The 16670-nt window shown below is 40.7% G+C and carries 17 protein-coding genes and 1 riboswitch; of the genes, 13 read left to right on the top strand and 4 right to left on the bottom strand.

Features of this window, described 5'->3' with window-relative positions:
* Window positions 1-84 precede the first annotated feature (84 nt).
* Genes BUC12_RS13360 through BUC12_RS13350 form a run of 3 tightly spaced genes read left to right on the top strand, consistent with a single transcriptional unit; the run spans window position 85 to window position 2552 of the window.
* Window positions 85-888, top strand: coding sequence for a hypothetical protein (locus tag BUC12_RS13360; protein ID WP_139262061.1), 804 nt, complete (start codon window positions 85-87; stop codon window positions 886-888).
* A 30-nt stretch (window positions 889-918) separates the two neighbouring features.
* Window positions 919-1728 carry a hypothetical protein gene (locus BUC12_RS13355; RefSeq protein WP_062183744.1) on the top strand — a complete coding sequence of 270 codons (810 nt, stop codon included), beginning with the start codon at window positions 919-921 and terminating at the stop codon, window positions 1726-1728.
* 20 nt (window positions 1729-1748) lie between these two features.
* Window positions 1749-2552: a hypothetical protein gene (locus BUC12_RS13350; protein WP_062183747.1), complete on the top strand. Its 804-nt coding sequence runs from the start codon at window positions 1749-1751 to the stop codon at window positions 2550-2552.
* Between the two features lie 301 nt (window positions 2553-2853).
* On the opposite strand, the gene BUC12_RS20080 is transcribed toward BUC12_RS13350, so the two are convergent.
* The gene (locus tag BUC12_RS20080; RefSeq protein WP_157257559.1) at window positions 2854-3006 is read right to left on the bottom strand and encodes a hypothetical protein; all 153 of its coding nucleotides are present in this window, start codon (window positions 3004-3006) and stop codon (window positions 2854-2856) included.
* 106 nt (window positions 3007-3112) lie between these two features.
* Here BUC12_RS20080 and BUC12_RS19880 point away from each other — a divergent pair, with 106 nt between their 5' ends.
* Genes BUC12_RS19880 through BUC12_RS13335 form a run of 3 tightly spaced genes read left to right on the top strand, consistent with a single transcriptional unit; the run spans window position 3113 to window position 5703 of the window.
* Complete coding sequence (locus BUC12_RS19880) at window positions 3113-3607, top strand: hypothetical protein (protein ID WP_062182366.1); 495 nt, start codon at window positions 3113-3115, stop codon at window positions 3605-3607.
* Between the two features lie 21 nt (window positions 3608-3628).
* A complete protein-coding gene (locus BUC12_RS13340) occupies window positions 3629-5086 on the top strand; it encodes a hypothetical protein (RefSeq protein ID WP_062182363.1) in 1458 nt (485 codons plus the stop codon).
* Between the two features lie 14 nt (window positions 5087-5100).
* Window positions 5101-5703, top strand: a complete 603-nt coding sequence (locus BUC12_RS13335; protein ID WP_062182360.1) for a hypothetical protein — start codon at window positions 5101-5103, stop codon at window positions 5701-5703.
* Between the two features lie 63 nt (window positions 5704-5766).
* Here BUC12_RS13335 and BUC12_RS13330 read toward each other — a convergent pair whose 3' ends face one another.
* Entirely contained in the window at window positions 5767-6756 is a 990-nt protein-coding gene (locus tag BUC12_RS13330; protein ID WP_062182357.1) for a WG repeat-containing protein, read from the bottom strand.
* A gap of 435 nt (window positions 6757-7191) precedes the next feature.
* On the opposite strand from BUC12_RS13330, the gene BUC12_RS13325 reads away from it, so the two are divergent.
* From BUC12_RS13325 to BUC12_RS13295, 7 genes are all read left to right on the top strand, one after another.
* Window positions 7192-7767 (top strand): DUF5063 domain-containing protein, encoded by a 576-nt coding sequence (locus BUC12_RS13325; RefSeq protein ID WP_062182354.1) that lies wholly within the window; start codon window positions 7192-7194, stop codon window positions 7765-7767.
* A complete protein-coding gene (locus tag BUC12_RS13320) occupies window positions 7761-8351 on the top strand; it encodes a 3'-5' exonuclease (protein WP_062182351.1) in 591 nt (196 codons plus the stop codon). Before BUC12_RS13325 ends, BUC12_RS13320 begins: the two co-directional genes overlap by 7 nt.
* A gap of 10 nt (window positions 8352-8361) precedes the next feature.
* Complete coding sequence (locus BUC12_RS13315; protein ID WP_062182348.1) at window positions 8362-9552, top strand: class I SAM-dependent rRNA methyltransferase; 1191 nt, start codon at window positions 8362-8364, stop codon at window positions 9550-9552.
* A gap of 15 nt (window positions 9553-9567) precedes the next feature.
* Window positions 9568-10452: a beta-1,6-N-acetylglucosaminyltransferase gene (locus BUC12_RS13310; protein WP_062182346.1), complete on the top strand. Its 885-nt coding sequence runs from the start codon at window positions 9568-9570 to the stop codon at window positions 10450-10452.
* A gap of 61 nt (window positions 10453-10513) precedes the next feature.
* Window positions 10514-10743, top strand: a riboswitch (cobalamin riboswitch).
* Window positions 10744-10808: 65 nt separating this feature from the next.
* Window positions 10809-12350, top strand: a complete 1542-nt coding sequence (locus BUC12_RS13305; protein WP_062182343.1) for an acyl-CoA carboxylase subunit beta — start codon at window positions 10809-10811, stop codon at window positions 12348-12350.
* Between the two features lie 29 nt (window positions 12351-12379).
* Entirely contained in the window at window positions 12380-13882 is a 1503-nt protein-coding gene (locus BUC12_RS13300) for an acetyl-CoA carboxylase biotin carboxylase subunit (RefSeq protein ID WP_062182341.1), read from the top strand.
* Window positions 13883-13895: 13 nt separating this feature from the next.
* Entirely contained in the window at window positions 13896-14423 is a 528-nt protein-coding gene (locus tag BUC12_RS13295) for an acyl-CoA carboxylase biotin carboxyl carrier protein subunit (protein WP_062182339.1), read from the top strand.
* A 54-nt stretch (window positions 14424-14477) separates the two neighbouring features.
* On the opposite strand, the gene BUC12_RS13290 is transcribed toward BUC12_RS13295, so the two are convergent.
* Both BUC12_RS13290 and BUC12_RS13285 read right to left on the bottom strand, forming a co-directional pair.
* Window positions 14478-15587 (bottom strand): hypothetical protein, encoded by a 1110-nt coding sequence (locus BUC12_RS13290; RefSeq protein WP_062182337.1) that lies wholly within the window; start codon window positions 15585-15587, stop codon window positions 14478-14480.
* A gap of 181 nt (window positions 15588-15768) precedes the next feature.
* Window positions 15769-16635, bottom strand: coding sequence for a bile acid:sodium symporter family protein (locus BUC12_RS13285; protein ID WP_082141933.1), 867 nt, complete (start codon window positions 16633-16635; stop codon window positions 15769-15771).
* Window positions 16636-16670 lie beyond the last annotated feature (35 nt).

The following is a 16670-nucleotide window of genomic DNA, read 5'->3' as shown; positions in this document are numbered from 1 at the left end:
CTCTTTATAGAAACAACAAAAAGGTCTGTGACCTTAAAAACAACAAGAGGGTCTGAGGCCCTAACAACTCAAATTGAAATGACAATGAAAAAGAAATGTTTGCTTCTGCTGGGTATATTCTCGTTCGGATTATCCCATGCACAGGTAGGAATCAACACACAAAGTCCCCAAGGCATATTGCACATCGACCCCCAAGAAAACACAACAACACTTTCGGGCTACGAGGATGATGTAATTGTAACAAACAGAGGTTATTTAGGTATCGGAACAATGCCTGATAGCAGATTACACATCAAAACCGAAGGAACCGTGAATAACCCTATTCCCGGATTTATACTAAAAGACGGAAATCAAGGAGAAGGCAAGGTTCTGACTTCTGAAAATACTTCGGGAGACGCTACATGGAAAACTATTTCTACTTTATCCGGAAAATACTGGACAAGGGGAACCGGAGTCGACCTCACACTTCCTGCAGGAAAAGGAGGTAACAACCCAATATATAATTCGACAGGTGCTCAAATAAACCTGACAGAAGGCAGATGGGTTGTCTCTATCATCTTACACGCAACGACTTCCCATACTATTTTCGAACCTCATATCTCAACTATTTGCACAACATTATCCGATGCGCAAACATCGGGAAACCTCTCAGCTGTTGCCAGTTCTGACCTCGAAAGTTCACCAGTCGCCAAAAACATATTATGGGTTGGCGGACCTGCCGGCAATATGGTAGGCAAATTAGTCATAAAAAACACTCTCGCTTCAAAAACTTATTACATAATGGTTGGAGACATCACGAATCTATCAGGAGGTACAGCAGGAACCATTTATTACAGCATAGGAATGGGATACGGTGAAGATAGTGTTTCTGCATTCCGTATTCCATAAACAATGTATACTAAAAGTAAAACAAGACAAATGAAAAAATTAATTTTTATATCAATTATAGTGGCAAATAGTTTCTCTTATGCCCATTCTCAAGTGGGGATTAATGCATTAAATGCTCAGCAGGGAACATTGCATATCGACGGAGGAGCTGATAATAATGCAAGCGGATTACCTTCTGCATCACAAGCAGCAAATGATGTCTTTATCAACGCAAACGGTTTAATCGCATTAGGACACATAACACCGGTAAAACGTTTGGATATCAGCTCTAAGGAAACCGGAGTGACACAACCTCAGACGGCAATACAAATCGAAGATGGGAACGAACTGGAATACAAAGTATTAGTATCCGACGTAAATGGTTTGGGAACATGGCGCTTTCCGGGCGAAATGGAAACAGTAGAAGGAATATTACCCAAAGTAGGCATCAGTAATACAATAGAAAATAGCCTAAAAACATATTTCAATATCAATATAACATTGTCAGTAGGTACATGGGTTATATTCACGAATCTTGTCGGCGAAACTACAGCTACCGGTAATAACTATAATAATGCCTGCTGGCTAAATTTTATATTTTGCGATTCTCAAACTACAGCAAGTGTCTCCACTGATAATATAACAGGACGTTATACTGCCGATTATTTCTACGAAAATACCCCAACACTATTTAATGGAATACACATTATACAAAATCAAAGTTCAGGAGATAAAACTTATTATTTGTTCGCAAACACATCCGAAGCACATAATCTACCCACAGCTACTACATTTATTAAAAATTTCGGCTCAAGTGACTATCCCCAAAATAGGGTAATAGCCTTACGTATAGAACAATAACTTTAATATCTAAAACTTTCATGAGACATTTATATTATATTTTTATTTTTCTGCTTGTAATAAACACCTCTTTATACGGTCAAATAGGTATTAATACAGAGCAAATTAGCAACAATCTAATTTTACATATTGACCCTAAAGCAAATAATGACACATCTGGTAGCCTGACTTCTGGTATTACAGATGACGATATTGTTGTTTCGAAAGATGGTAAGGTGGGTATCGGCACAATTACCCCTCAAGCCAAATTCCATTTAGAAAGCCTGACTACCGGCTCTATACTGCGCATCGATGATGGAGCACAGCAAGTAAATAGAATTTTATATTCAGATAACACAGGAAAAGGATTATGGAAAGACTATACCCCTATAGCTATTCTCGGTCAATTCAGTACGGTCAATACATCCATACCTCATACAACAAGTTCTATATTTGTAAATACAGGTATAACTCTTGACTTGCCTCCAGGCAGATGGCTTGTACTTGTAACGATCATATTTGATGTTGTATCTACCGGTACTACAGAAAGAGCTTGGTTTAAAAGCACATTCGCCGACAGTTCAACTCTCGGAACTTTATCTTCAACATCCGACATAGAAGATTACTCAACATCCACTACCGAAAAAAGATATTTCTCCGGTTTAGCATGGGCTGGAGGTGTTGGTAATCTAGTAGCTAATCTGACTATAAAAAATGACTCAAACACAACCAAACAGTACAATCTGTTATTGGGTAAACTGGACTATGCTGGATCAATACCCTTAACTATAAATATCGGGATGTCTAATAATTTTAGCAACATTACAGCATTTAGGATAAAATAATATACAAGAATAAGGGTATAGACTAAAATCTATACTCTTATTTAAAATATTGCTAAATTAAAAACATTCGCTATATTTGCCCTACAAACAACCTATTACAATCTCTGAATGATTCAGGTTTTCACACATAAGAACATCGATAATTATCTAAATTTTAACAGTTTAGATTTGATATTGTGTGCTAAAATATTAGAGAGAGAGAGAGAGAGAGAGAGAGAGAGAGAGAGACGCATCACAGGGCGTTAACTAAACAAAATTTTCTATTGTGTCAAAATAACGGAGCATTTTTTTATGCCTTCGTTTACTTCGTCGTATATATCCATTTCCAAATAAGTTGGCTCGGTAAGCTGTACCGGATAGAATCATTGTTGTTTTGTTGTCGTTCGAAAACTACCCCGGACAACCATTTACCAATAAGCCAACTGCCTATTGCAGCAGGGTGCAGTGTATGCACTTTGCTGCTTTATTATTTCAACACAAAACAACCTCTTATTATAAAAACAACGAAAGGGCATACAAACCCTGAAAACAACAACTCAAATAGTAATAACAATGAAAAAATGTTTCTTCTTAATGCTTTGCCTGATAGGGATATTTACAACACAGGCTCAAGTAGGCATAAACACCAGTTCGCCTCACCAATCGGCAGCCCGGCTCCGGGACTCCTGGTATATGATACCACGCTGAAATGTATTGCACAGAATGCCGGTACAGCTGCATCTCCGGCATGGGTATGCCTTTCTCAAAAAGATGCTCAAAACGGTTTTTTCTATATGCCAACCATTGCGGTAGATGCTTCGGCTGTTGTCACAGGCAAAACAATAGACTTGTACAATGAATACATGACACAATTTACAGCACCTATTAAAAATCCGGCAGCACCTGTAAATATTCCCTATTTCACGAGCCGCACCGACCTGTATTATTACATCACAAGCTATGATACCGATGTGCTTGAGAATGTGTCGATCAATGATAATGGCGTGATGACGTACGACATCAAAGCCGAATCGGACTATGACTCTTTTATGACCGTAGTATTTGTTGTCAAATAAGAAGCTAAAAACTTAAAACCAATGCGAAAAATAATATACTTAAGTACATTAATTGTACTTACACAACTAAATGCTTTAGCCCAGAAGGAAACCGCTTGGTGGCACTTCGGATTCAATAGTGGATTTAATTTTAACAGCCTGAGCAATGTCACTGCAAGTGATGGCACTATAGTAACCGATATGCCCGAGTCTATATCAGGGCCACTGTATACCGAAGAAGGATGCTTTACCCTATCTACCTACGACGGACAATTATTAATGTCGTCAGACGGAAGGACTGTTTACGATAGGAATGGAAACGTAATGACAAACGGCACAGGTTTACTCGGAGGTTCATCGGCAACGCAATCGGGGATAGTAGTACCAAAACCGGGAAGCTTGACCCAATATTACATCATAACAGTGCCACAAGCACTGGCTGCCGGGGGTGTCTGTTATTCGGTTGCCGATCTTTCTCTAAATGGAGGACTGGGAGAAATAACTTCGAAGAATAACGTTATCCTGTCCGGTACAGTATACGAGAACATCGCCGCAGTACCAAACACAAATGGCAAAGACTATTGGCTGATACACCGTACTGCCCAAACATTTTATGTATGGGCAATAACATCTGCGGGTATATCGGCAACTCCGCACCAAACAATAACAAGTAGTCTTATAACAACTGTAACATCATCTTATGTTGGAGAAATTATAGTCTCGCCCGACTATACTAAACTTGTCACTTGTACGTGGGCCGGATACCAGATTATCTCATCCGATTTCAATCCTGCGACCGGACTTATTTCTGACATCAAGGTTCAAAGCTTTCCGCTTTATCCTTTCGGAGGATCATTCTCGTCCAACAATAAATATATCTATGTTGCAAGCGGATATAACGGAAGCGCCAGAGCTTATGTCAATACCTGGGACAATTTGAGAGCCGGAGTCGCATTTACTGCATTATCCAATGGTATAACCAATTTAAGAAGGGGAATGGACAACAGATTATACGGAACGTCTGCTTTGGCATCTGCAAAACCGACTAAAAACATATATGTCGTACTGAATCCTGATGACGGGGGTACTAATATTAAATATTTTCCCGATTACCTGAAAGGTACAGGGTACTTAGGTTTACCTACCTTTGCTGCCGGATTCATCCGGATTATCCCCAAGGAGCAGCCTTTTGCCTGCACCGCACATAACCGTACTTACAGCGTAGAGGTCGATCTATCGGGAGGGAATGCTCCTTCGCAGCTTGTATGGAACTTTGGAGACGGTACACCAAATATTACTCAAACCGTGAATTCAACACAGAGTAAATACTCTCAGGTACATTCGTATCCCAATTCGGGAATCTACACCATTACCATAACACCTTACAAAGGTGACGGGACTACGATAGATGATATCACCATGCAGGCAAATATTGTGAACTGTACACTCAAAAGTAACCGTATGACACGGTCGGAATTATTGAATTCGAAACAACAATAACTTTTATTTTAGAGATGAATAAGATATTTATAATCATATTTTGCTTACTGTTTACAACCCTATCTGCATTTGCCCAGATAGGAGTAAACACCGATGCTCCCGATGCCTCGTCCGTGTTAGACATCAGTGCATACAGTAAAGACAAGGGATTCCTGATTCCCCAAATGACAACCGCCCAGAAGACAGCCATATCGAGTCCTGCACCGGGTTTGATTGTATATGACACTAATTACAAATGCATATCCCAATACAAAGATACCCCGTCAAATCCTGGCACTTATGAGTGGACTTGTATAACCATATTCAACAGGCACTTCTTTTACATGCCATCGATCAATATATCGACAGCCAATGCTACAGGCAGCCTGTTAACGGGAACTCAAACTATCGATTTATACAGTGTCTATAATACAGGATTTTCGGCTCCGGCAATTAAAAGCACAAGTGCGCCGGGTTCGATCCCTTTTTTCAACAGGGAGCAATTATATTATTACGTTACTTATGCCGACCCTTGTGTTACAATAACAGGAATCAACGACTCGGGAATATTAAGTTATACCGTAAATTCGTTACCCAACTACGACGCATTTGTTAACATCGTATTTATGTTGAGATAAATAAAAAGGAGGAATACCTCTGATATTCCTCCTTTCTTATATATTTTCGTTTATTCTTCCCGATTATTGCGGAGGACGGTTACCTCCACCCATTACTTCCTGCAAAAGCATTTCGCGGCCTTCGTAATTTACAGCCATCAGTTTTCCCGATTTTTCGACAAAAGCAATTCCCTGAGGCGAAAAGCGGCTTATATTCTCGTAAGCAGCGGCAGTCACCACTCCACGCGAAGTGATAAGAGCATATTTATCTCCCTCTTTTACGACCACCAAGCCAAATTCGGGCTGGGCGAATAATATTTTACTGTAAACAGGTGCTATTACCTTACCCTCAGCAATATAAAATCCGATTTTTCCATCCTGATGAAGTAGATATCCAACCGGAGAATCGTATTCGATATTATCATATACAGCATCCAGAATCATACGTCCGCTATAATCCATCAACCCGATTTTACCGGCAGACTTTACACAATACATATTACGTTCGGTCATTATATCGAATTCATCGTACAAGGCAGGAACAACCAGATTTCCCTTCATGTCCACCAAGCCCGATTTACCGTCTTTCTTAATCATAAGAAGGTATGGCGAAAATGCTGCGATATCGTCATAAACAGCAGGAATAAGTACCTTACCGAATTTATTGATAAGACCCGATTTACCCTGCGATTTCACTTCGCACAAATAATCGTCCAGAAACTCGAAGTTGGTATAACCTATCGGCAATACAAGTTGGTTCATACGGTCTACAATACCCCACAGGTTCTGATCCCTAACAATGTATAAGCCATCGTCGAAATGTTTTACGTCTTCGTAAGCCATAGGTATCATAACCATACCTCTGGGAGAAATTACTCCGCATTTACCATCTTTTTTTGCGTAGAAGAAGTTATTATCGAGAGCCGATATTTTTTGATATTGAGGTTTTACCCAGGTCTTTTTACCCTCGGCAATCCCATACTTGTCTTTTTTTTGAATGATCTCGTACTTTTGAGAGTAAGAGTAAGTGTTGAAAACTGCAAACGTTAGTAGTGCAAGTAAGATTTTTTTCATTTAAATATGCGAATAGTTGAAATATAAGTGTCAATTATCTATAGAAATAATACTATTTTGATAGTTATACCACCTCCCTATACTTTAAGCTAATATACTGATTTATCTGATTACAGGAAATATCACAACAAATTTAGCACTTACTTCTTTATTTCACAACAATATAAGCAACAATCATAGATTTTGTCTGTTAAAAATTTATATCCTTTATATCGTCCGCTCCCAACCATTATGTAACATACTCATACTGATACTTAAATTTCAGTACATGAAGTATTTTTAAACAGTTTATAATATAATTTCCTAAATTTGCAGATAGGTATATCAGATGTCTGTACTGGAACGGCTCCCTAAACAGATATAAAAATCTGATATATAAATATTTAAAAATAAAAGAATAAATAAACGGACAATATTCCGTAAAGAGTATTAAAGATGGAAAATAACCTGTCTCAAAATATAGTTTTTTCGAAGAATGTGGTCGAATTCGTAGCAGTAGGCGTACAGTACTGCTCGTTTTTGGAGACATTTGAAGAACAAACTTCTTCAGAGTTATCAAACAAGCTCACCAAGCTATTACCCCTCCTCTATCTGAAAGCGACCCTGCTTCCGGAAGTTGAGATAGAATATGACATTTATCCTGAAGTGAGTGTGACCGAAGACGATTACGAATATATCGTTAACCGGCTCTACTCTACATTTAAGAGTAATGATACGTATCTCGAAGTTTTTCTCGAAGATATGAAATACAGCGACACACCTATTTCGGCAAGTATATCGGAAGACCTTGCTGATATTTATCAGGATATAAAAAACTTTGCCGCGGTGTACGAACAAGGCCTCGAAGAAAGTATGTACGAGGCACTATGTTCCTGCAGCGAAAACTTCAGGCTTTATTGGGGGCAAAAACTGGTAAATGTCCTACGGGCATTACACTCTATCCGATATTCAATGAATCCCGAACAGGAGGAAGATGACAGTCTTCCCGAAAACATGCAAGCCGAGTGGTGAAAACAATATCGAAAGAACAGATAGCAGAACTCGAAACCGCCGTTTTTCCGGGACGTATTATCGTAATACAATCAGAAGCGGAAGCTGTAAAAGCCGTTTCGTACCTCAAGAAATTCGACATCCTGGGTTTTGACACCGAAACCCGTCCTTCGTTTACCAAAGGCTTGATTCGCAAAATCGCGCTTATGCAGATATCGACTCCCGACACCTGCTTTTTGTTCCGGCTCAACCTGATAGATATACCCGAATGTCTCAAAGAGATACTGATAGCACCCGATATTCTAAAGATAGGCCTATCACTGAAAGATGATTTTGCGGCAATCCGCAAACGGATACAACTGGAGCCCCAAAGTTTTATCGAACTGCAATCTTACGTGAAAAAATTCGGGATCGAAGACAATGGATTACAACGTATCTATGCAATCCTTTTCGGCGAACGCATCTCGAAAGGACAGCGGCTCTCGAACTGGGAAGCTGATATTCTGACCGATGCTCAGCAAAAATACGCTGCACTCGATGCATGGGCTTGCCTGCAAATATATAACAAACTGGTTAGGCTCGATCCTGATCTTTCTAAAGCATAATGCATATCATATGAAATATAAGAGAATTACCCTGAAACCGAAAAAAGAAGACTCGTTACGTCGCTTCCATCCATGGATATTTTCGGGAGCTGTAGCCCAGAAAGATCCGTCTCTTACCGAAGGTGAGATCGTAGAAGTATACACAGCCGGAGGCGAGTATATAGCTACGGGACATTATCAGATAGGAAGCATCGAAGTCAGGGTATTGAGTTTTAGCGAAAGGGAGATAAACGATTCATTCTGGGAAGAACGGCTTTCTGTAGCTTACGATATGCGCAAAACAATAGGTGTAGTATCCGAATCCAACAACGCATTCCGCCTTATTCACGGTGAAGGAGACAACCTCCCCGGATTAATTATCGACATATACGGATATACAGCCGTAATGCAATCCCACTCGGTAGGAATGCACGAAAACCGTAACGATATATGCAAAGCCCTTGTAAAAATACTGGGCGATAACCTGAAAAATGTATATTATAAATCGGAAACAACTCTACCATATAAAGCCGATTTGGGAGCTGAGAATGGATATTTGTTCGGAGGAAAAGAAAACACCGATGGCATAGCAGTTGAGAATGGATTGAAATTCCATGCCGACTGGCTCAAAGGGCAAAAGACAGGCTTTTTTGTCGACCAAAGAGACAACAGGGCTCTTTTAGAAAAATATTCTAAAGACCGCCGTTTACTGAATATGTTTTGCTACACAGGAGGATTTTCGTTCTACGCAATGCGCGGGGGTGCAAAGCTTGTTCATTCGGTAGACAGTTCGGCTAAAGCCGTAATGCTTACCGAGAATAATGTACAGTTAAATTTTCCCGGCGACGACCGCCACAAAGCTTATGCCGAAGATGCTTTTAAATATCTGGCAAACATGGAAAAAGGAGAGTACGACCTCATCATCCTCGATCCACCGGCTTTTGCAAAACATCGGGGAGCAATCAAAAATGCTTTACAAGGTTATAAACGGTTGAATGCCGTTGCTTTCGATAAAATAGCTCCGGGGGGAATACTTTTTACCTTCTCTTGTTCGCAGGTTATAACAAAAGATGCTTTCCGTCTGGCCGTATTCAGTGCTGCCGCCCAATCAGGACGGAGCGTTAAGATACTGCATCAGCTGACCCAGCCCGCCGACCACCCTATCAACATTTACCATCCGGAAGGTGAGTACCTGAAAGGACTAGTATTGTATGTCGAATAAAACCATATCATCCACATGAAACAGGCATTATTAATTACGGCATATAAGAATCCGGTGCATCTGAATAATCTGATAGATGTATTCGACGATAATTTTCCGATATATATACACATCGATAGCAAAGGTGCCTTTACTGATGAAGATATAAGAAACTTACGATCAAAGCCTAACGTAAAATTCGTATCCCGTGACTATAAAGTTCAGTGGGGCAGCATAAACCATCTAAAAGCGATATTACAACTTTGCCGCGAAGCTGCTAAAGATATTTCTATCGAATATGTACATACAATAACCGGACACGACTATCCTATACAATCTCCTGCGGAAATCACCCGGTTTATGGAAGAGAACAGAGGTACGGTCTTCATGGAAGTAAATAAACTACCCTACCATGCGTGGTATAAAGGAGGCTTAGACCGTCTAATGTACTACCACCCGCATGACCTGATAAACGTACGCACCGAGCGCAATTACAAATTGAAAGAGCGCCTTATCAAGTTACAGCAAAAGTTCAGGATAAACCGTAGTTTCCCAAAAAGCTTTCCAAAAGATCTTTACGGTGGACTCGTATATTGGTCGATACCTACTGACGCTATGAAGTATATACTCGATTTTTCAGACAATAATCCTTCTTTTCTCCGCCGGTTCAGGTTTACTTATTGTTCCGAAGAAATCTTCTTCCAGACTATAATCATGAACTCTCCTTACAAAGACAGAGTGAAATCGAATAACCTGCGGTTCGTAATCTGGCAGGAACGGAACGGTAATAATCCGGCCAATCTGGATGAAACCGATTATGAGAATATTTTAAAGTCCGATGCATTATTTGCACGTAAATTCGAATTTCCGGTATCACAAAAACTATACGAAATATTGAAAGAGAAAATCTCAAACAAATAATATACAAAAAGTCTGTCACGAAAGAATTAATCATAAAAACGTATAAATAAAGAAAAATATCTACCTTTGGGCCGGTTTTGGTGTCACTTCGTACATTCGTGCGTAGTGGTGAAAAGGGAACCGGGTGTAAATCCCGGGCAGACCCGCTGCTGTAAGCTCCACCTGAAATCTTTGAATAAATACTTAAATACCACTGTTATACCGGATATTAATAATACAGACCGGTTGCTAACGGGAAGGAAATTCGAAGACGGAGTAAGCCAGAAGACCTGCCAATACCATTTAGAGCTATTGCTTTCGGGAAAATAAAGCTGATAGAAACACAGAGGAAGATTAAAACACATAGTATTTATAATATGAAGAAATCGTACGAACAATTTTCGGCTCGTCGCGAACTGCTTGATAAGCAATATGACGAAACGTATGTGCAAAAGCAGCACAAACGAGGAAAACTAACCGCACACGAGCGTATTCTCTTGCTATTCGATGAAGGAACTTTCGAAGAAACCGATGCCTATATACCACCTGCCGAAGCTTCGTTCGGTAAAACAGTTAAAGCATTCGGAGACGGAGTAGTTACAGGATTCGGACGAGTCAACGGACGCTTGGTGTACGCATATTCGCAGGACTTCAATGTACTGGGAGGATCTTTAGGATCGAGGCATGCTGCCAAGATCGTAAAAATCCAGGATATGGCTCTCAAGACCGGATCGCCGGTTGTAGGGCTTATCGATTCGGGAGGTGCCCGTATACAGGAAGGTATCACCGGACTGAACGGATATGGCGATATATTCAAACGCAATGTATACTCATCAGGTGTTATCCCCCAGATATCTGTAATCATGGGTCCGGCCGCCGGAGGTGCGGTATACTCTCCTGCATTGACCGACTTTATATTCATGACAGCCGACACCAGCTACATGTTCGTTACAGGACCTAATGTAGTGAAAGAGGTTCTGAATGAAACCGTTTCGACAGAAGACCTCGGAGGTGCTTCCGTACACAGCACTAAATCGGGTGTAGCCGACTTCGTCTACAGTGATGACGAGAACACTATTCTCGGAGTAAAAAGGTTATTGTCTTTTCTTCCGTTAAATAATATGGAGAATCCCCCATTGATAAAATCGGATGATACGGCAAAACGTGTCGAAGACCAACTCAGGAATATTGTACCCGAAGATCCCGATAAACCCTACGATGTAAAAGAGATCGTAGAACTATTGGTCGACAACGGCGACTATATGGAAGTAGCCGAAAACCATGCATCGAATATTTTCACAGCCTTTGCCCGCATGGATGGTCAGGTTGTAGGTATCGTAGCCAATCAGCCTAAAGTGATGGCCGGTACATTAGATATCGATTCGTCGATAAAAGGCGCACGCTTTATCAATATATGTAATTCTTTCAATATCCCGATTATAACATTGGAAGATGTACCCGGATTTCTTCCCGGAACCGATCAGGAGCACGACGGAATTATTCGCCATGGAGCGAAGTTGCTATATGCTTATACATTTGCATCCGTACCTAAAATAACTGTCATTTTGCGTAAAGCCTATGGAGGTGCCTATATTGTAATGAACAGTAAAGGTATAGGCGGAGACTTTGTTTTCGCATGGCCAACCGCCGAAATTGCCGTAATGGGACCGGACGGAGCTATTGCCATACTTTACCGTAAAGAGCTTGCCGAATCGGAAGACCCTGTTATGCTGAAAAAAGAGCTTACCCAGAAATACCGCGAGGAAGTAACCAACCCTTATATAGCTGACGAAAAAGGCTTTATCGACGAAGTTATCGATCCGGCAATGACCCGTTCGAAAATTATTACCAGCCTGAAAGCTTTGGATAGAAAAACAGAGTACCGTCCTAAACGCAAACACGGAAATATGCCTCTGTAAAAGACAGGTTATCTAAATAATGAAGAAGGATGAAAAATAAAGATAAGATAAAATCGATACTAATAGCCAATAGAGGCGAAATTGCTATACGTATAGCCCAAACCGCCCGTAAGATGGGTATCACCCCGGTTGGTATCCGTACAGTGAAAGAACCTAATGCTTATTATCTGACACAGGTCGACAAGGTGGTAGACTTTCCCGACAGGGAGAAAAACGATGTCCCTGAGTTTCTCGATATCGAAAGCCTTGTATTACTTGCCAAACGTAATAAAATAGATGCTATACATCCCGGATACGGTTATCTGTCGGAAAATGCACAATTCGCTATCCGCTGTACCGAAGAAGGAATTATATTTATCGGCCCCTCACCCCGTATTATCCAGAATATGGGAGACAAGGTTATTGCTAAGGAAATAGCAGCAAAAGGCAAAGTTCCGATGTTGGGAGGCAGTAACGGAAGTGTAGACACTCTGGACGAAGCTATCCAGATTTCGAAAGAAATCGGCTTCCCGTTGATTATTAAAGCCGTTGCCGGTGGTGGCGGACGTGGTATGCGTATCGTACGTAAACAGTCTGAAATAAAACAAATGTACCATTCGGCATCTACCGAAGCTCTTTCGGCATTCAATAACCCGTCTGTGTTTATAGAAAAATATCTCGAAAACCCGAAACATATCGAAGTACAGATAGTAGCCGATACACACGGTAATGTTATCCACCTATGGGAACGCGAATGTTCAGTGCAACGCAAGCATCAGAAGCTGCTCGAAGAAGCGCCTTCTCCTGCACTAGACGATAAACTGCGGAAGAAAATCACCGATGCTGCCGTATCCCTTGCCCGCGAAGCCGGATATGTAAGTCTTGGAACAGTAGAATTTCTACTTGATAAGCACGGGGATTTCTTCTTTATGGAAATGAATACCCGTGTACAGGTCGAGCATCCTGTTACCGAAATGATCACAGGATTAGACCTGATTGAGCTTCAGATACGTATTGCCAACGGCGAAAAACTTCCTATCACACAGGAAGAAGTTAAGTTAAACGGATGGGCTATCGAATGTCGTATCAATGCAGAAGATGTGCAATCTAACTTCTCGCCTTGCACAGGTATGATTAAAGCTCTACGCTTACCCGAAGGCGAAGGTATACGGGTAGACAAAGGCGTAGTTGTAGGATCGGAAGTCACCCCATTCTTCGACTCTATGATCGCAAAACTGATAGTGCATGCCGAAGACCGTAACGCAGTTATCAAACGTACACTGGAGGCTCTTAATGACTTTCAGATAAAGGGGATCAAAACAACGATCCCGTTTGATAAAGCCGTTTTACATAACGAGATCTTTTGCAATGGTAATTTCGATACTTCATTTATCGAGAAAGATATGGAATCGACAGTTCATGTAGAGAAAGACGAAGAAATATTTGCTGCTCTGTTTGCTGTATCCCAGTACGGTAAGCAAAACAAGCCCATCACTGAACAGAAAGAAGATATAGACTTATGGGCTTTACGCAACAGAATCAATAACATGTAATGAAAGAATGCATATGAGTACTAATAATAAAACACTTATAGCTTTAGATAAAGTTTCGTCCAAAGAATATCCTATCACAATAAGCGGGAACGGCAAATATGCATTCGACTCTAAACAGTTAGATGCATCTATCGAGACTACCGACGATGGTTTTTCTGTTATGACTATAAACGGAATAAGCTATCCGATCGAAATAGTATCACGCCATCAGAACGAATATGAGTTGCTGGTCAATGGAGTAAGTTATCTTTTTTCGGTCGAAACACCTTTCTCACTCGGACGCAAAAAGATGCTCAGTGCCGAAGCAAGTGAATCGACAACTATCAGACTGAAAGCACCTATGCCGGGTAAAATACTCGAGGTACTTGTTAAAACAGGCGATTCGGTCAAAGCAGGAGACACTCTCCTTATACTCGAAGCCATGAAGATGCAGAATGCTATTCTGGCAAGCACCAAAGGAACCATTAAAAAGGTACTGGTAAAAGAAGGTGACACAACCAGTAAGAGCGACCTACTTATCGAGTTGGAAAAAGATATGTAAAGTATGTCTCTGATATATAAAAAAAGAGGTGAATCTTAATTCACCTCTTTTTTTTTAGTTCTTATTACTATATCCTTGTACTTCGTACCAGACTTCCCCATTGGGATTTCCCGAAGTCGTATTTCTTATTTTAAATTGCTTATTTACAATATCTTTCTTTTTGAGTTGTTCAACGTCAGCCCTTTCTACTTCCGTACCATTAATATAGTATGTAGGTTCTTCGCCCCAATCATTATCAGGAGCCTGTACTGTTTCTGCAGGTTTTGGCTGGGCAGAAGTATCTGTATATCCATAACCGGAAGCATTCATTGTACTATTACTAAGAGGTTTTTTACGCAGCGCCGCACGGTTCGCACCTGTCGACAATCTAGATGACATCGATTTTGCAGTTGTCGTTTGGCTTTGTTTCTTCTTTAGCTCATCTATCATCTCTTCTACAGCCAAAGCCGCTTCCTCTATACTCTTATATTGTGGCTGGCGTTTTTCATACCCTCTTTCGCTGTATTTTCTATATTCCTTTTTGGGGTCAGCCTTAGATTCGTTTACTTTTGAAGGCGCAGGAGTGATAGCTCCGTAATTAACAGTTTCATCTTCCATACTGTTAACATTCACCGGCCTGCTGTTTATTCTTATAGATTCATCTACAGTAAGAGCTTCTTTTTTAACAGCTCCTGCTGCCACAGCCGGAGGTACGCTCGAAGACCTCACCGGTACTGCTACCGGTTCTTCGGGCGAAGAAGCATAATTTACAGGCTCTTTCTTTACCGGACGTGTTATTACCGGATCAGAGTTATCGCTCTCAACTCTTGAAGGAGCTTGCGATGCATTGTTATCATATGCGCTTTTACGTATAATAACAGGAGTATCACTCACTTGATTCTGAGTTGACACTGTTGAGTTTGAGTATGTTCCGGTTTGTCCTGATTCTTCCTTTTGTGCTGCCGTAGTATCATTCTTAGCAGGAACTTCCTCCTGCGTAGTAGCTGCACTACTTCGCTTATATACAACCAATCCGTCTGAATTGATGTAGAAGTTGCTTGATTGCTTAATCTTATTCTCGAATTGCTCTTCATTATTAACATTTGTCTGATTGCCTGTCGTATTTTGGGCAAAAAGAGTAGATGTCAAAGCCAGCGAGAATAATATTATAGAGAGTTTTTTCATATTCCTTGTTTCAATACGGTTGTGCCTTATTATAAAAAATACCTATACGTTGTTGTTCTTAGAGGATTAGTTCGCACAGTGTCTTTACTAAATATCCAGACACACTTCCAGCCTACAAAGCTAGAAATAATGTTTGAATTAACAAAGCATTGGATTGTTAAGAATGCTCAATGTCTCAGATTCAGTGGTGTTTACGCCACACTTGATACGAATTGATCATATTTTGCCATAAGATATATGCTCCGGGTCCGATAGATGATATCGGATTGAGATACGACTGAGCCATCCATATAGCAAGGATTGTGTTTTTCTGGCCCAGCCCCTGCCCTCCGGCCACTGTATCGTCATACTTCCGACCGAGTTTCCGGCCGGTCAAAAACTGGCCCGCACATACAACAAAAGCCAAGAAGAATATAAGACATACAAGTAGAAAATGTCCTTGCCCTTCTGTAAGCAGAAAAAGGACAGTACGCGCTGTTACTATAATCAGGGCAATATTCCACAAATAAAAAGACATTGATTTTTGCTTACGGATAAAGCTGTGTGTACGTGGTGACACCTGGCTAATTACAATAGATATAATGAATGGCAACAGCAAAAGGACAAAGATTCGCTGACCTATTTCCCAGAATTCGGCTATGAACGACATTTCCCCCTGATTGTTCCCGATCAGGGTAAACAGTACAGGAGCAACTACAGCTACCGCCAGATTACTTAAGAGGCTATAAGCCGTAAGACTCGACATATTACCATCGAGCATCCCTGTTATAACCACAGCCGAAGTGGCCGTCGGAGCCAATACACATATCATTACACCCTGAGCCACTATAGGGTCTACTAAAGAGGATAACAAGCCGTATACAACAACACTACCTATCAGTTGTATACCCAGAAGCCAAAAGTGCAGTTTACTAAACCGGATCGTACGGAACGACAGGTTCGAGTACGAGAGCAACAACATAAAGAATATAAGGTATGGGGTCAAAAATCCCAACTGGCTTAATACCGGATAAAAAACAATGCCGATAGACATAGATATCGGCATCATATAGGATTTAATATTCTTCAACGTCATGATTGTCT

This window comes from Indolivaga macrotermitis, assembly GCF_900128985.1.
GTDB classification, from domain to species: domain Bacteria; phylum Bacteroidota; class Bacteroidia; order Bacteroidales; family Dysgonomonadaceae; genus Dysgonomonas_A; species Dysgonomonas_A macrotermitis.
Note: the sequence above shows the minus strand (reverse complement) of the source record. Positions and strands in the feature narration are given on the sequence as shown.

Coding starts and splice junctions, on each gene's coding strand:
- BUC12_RS13360 (WP_139262061.1), top strand. CDS start 85: ATGAAAAAGAAATGTTTGCTTCTGCTGGGTATATTCTCGTTCGGATTA.
- BUC12_RS13355 (WP_062183744.1), top strand. CDS start 919: ATGAAAAAATTAATTTTTATATCAATTATAGTGGCAAATAGTTTCTCT.
- BUC12_RS13350 (WP_062183747.1), top strand. CDS start 1,749: ATGAGACATTTATATTATATTTTTATTTTTCTGCTTGTAATAAACACC.
- BUC12_RS19880 (WP_062182366.1), top strand. CDS start 3,113: ATGTTTCTTCTTAATGCTTTGCCTGATAGGGATATTTACAACACAGGC.
- BUC12_RS13340 (WP_062182363.1), top strand. CDS start 3,629: ATGCGAAAAATAATATACTTAAGTACATTAATTGTACTTACACAACTA.
- BUC12_RS13335 (WP_062182360.1), top strand. CDS start 5,101: ATGAATAAGATATTTATAATCATATTTTGCTTACTGTTTACAACCCTA.
- BUC12_RS13330 (WP_062182357.1), bottom strand. CDS start 6,756: ATGAAAAAAATCTTACTTGCACTACTAACGTTTGCAGTTTTCAACACT.
- BUC12_RS13325 (WP_062182354.1), top strand. CDS start 7,192: ATGGAAAATAACCTGTCTCAAAATATAGTTTTTTCGAAGAATGTGGTC.
- BUC12_RS13315 (WP_062182348.1), top strand. CDS start 8,362: ATGAAATATAAGAGAATTACCCTGAAACCGAAAAAAGAAGACTCGTTA.
- BUC12_RS13310 (WP_062182346.1), top strand. CDS start 9,568: ATGAAACAGGCATTATTAATTACGGCATATAAGAATCCGGTGCATCTG.
- BUC12_RS13305 (WP_062182343.1), top strand. CDS start 10,809: ATGAAGAAATCGTACGAACAATTTTCGGCTCGTCGCGAACTGCTTGAT.
- BUC12_RS13300 (WP_062182341.1), top strand. CDS start 12,380: ATGAAAAATAAAGATAAGATAAAATCGATACTAATAGCCAATAGAGGC.
- BUC12_RS13295 (WP_062182339.1), top strand. CDS start 13,896: ATGAGTACTAATAATAAAACACTTATAGCTTTAGATAAAGTTTCGTCC.
- BUC12_RS13290 (WP_062182337.1), bottom strand. CDS start 15,587: ATGAAAAAACTCTCTATAATATTATTCTCGCTGGCTTTGACATCTACT.
- BUC12_RS13285 (WP_082141933.1), bottom strand. CDS start 16,635: ATGATGCCGATATCTATGTCTATCGGCATTGTTTTTTATCCGGTATTA.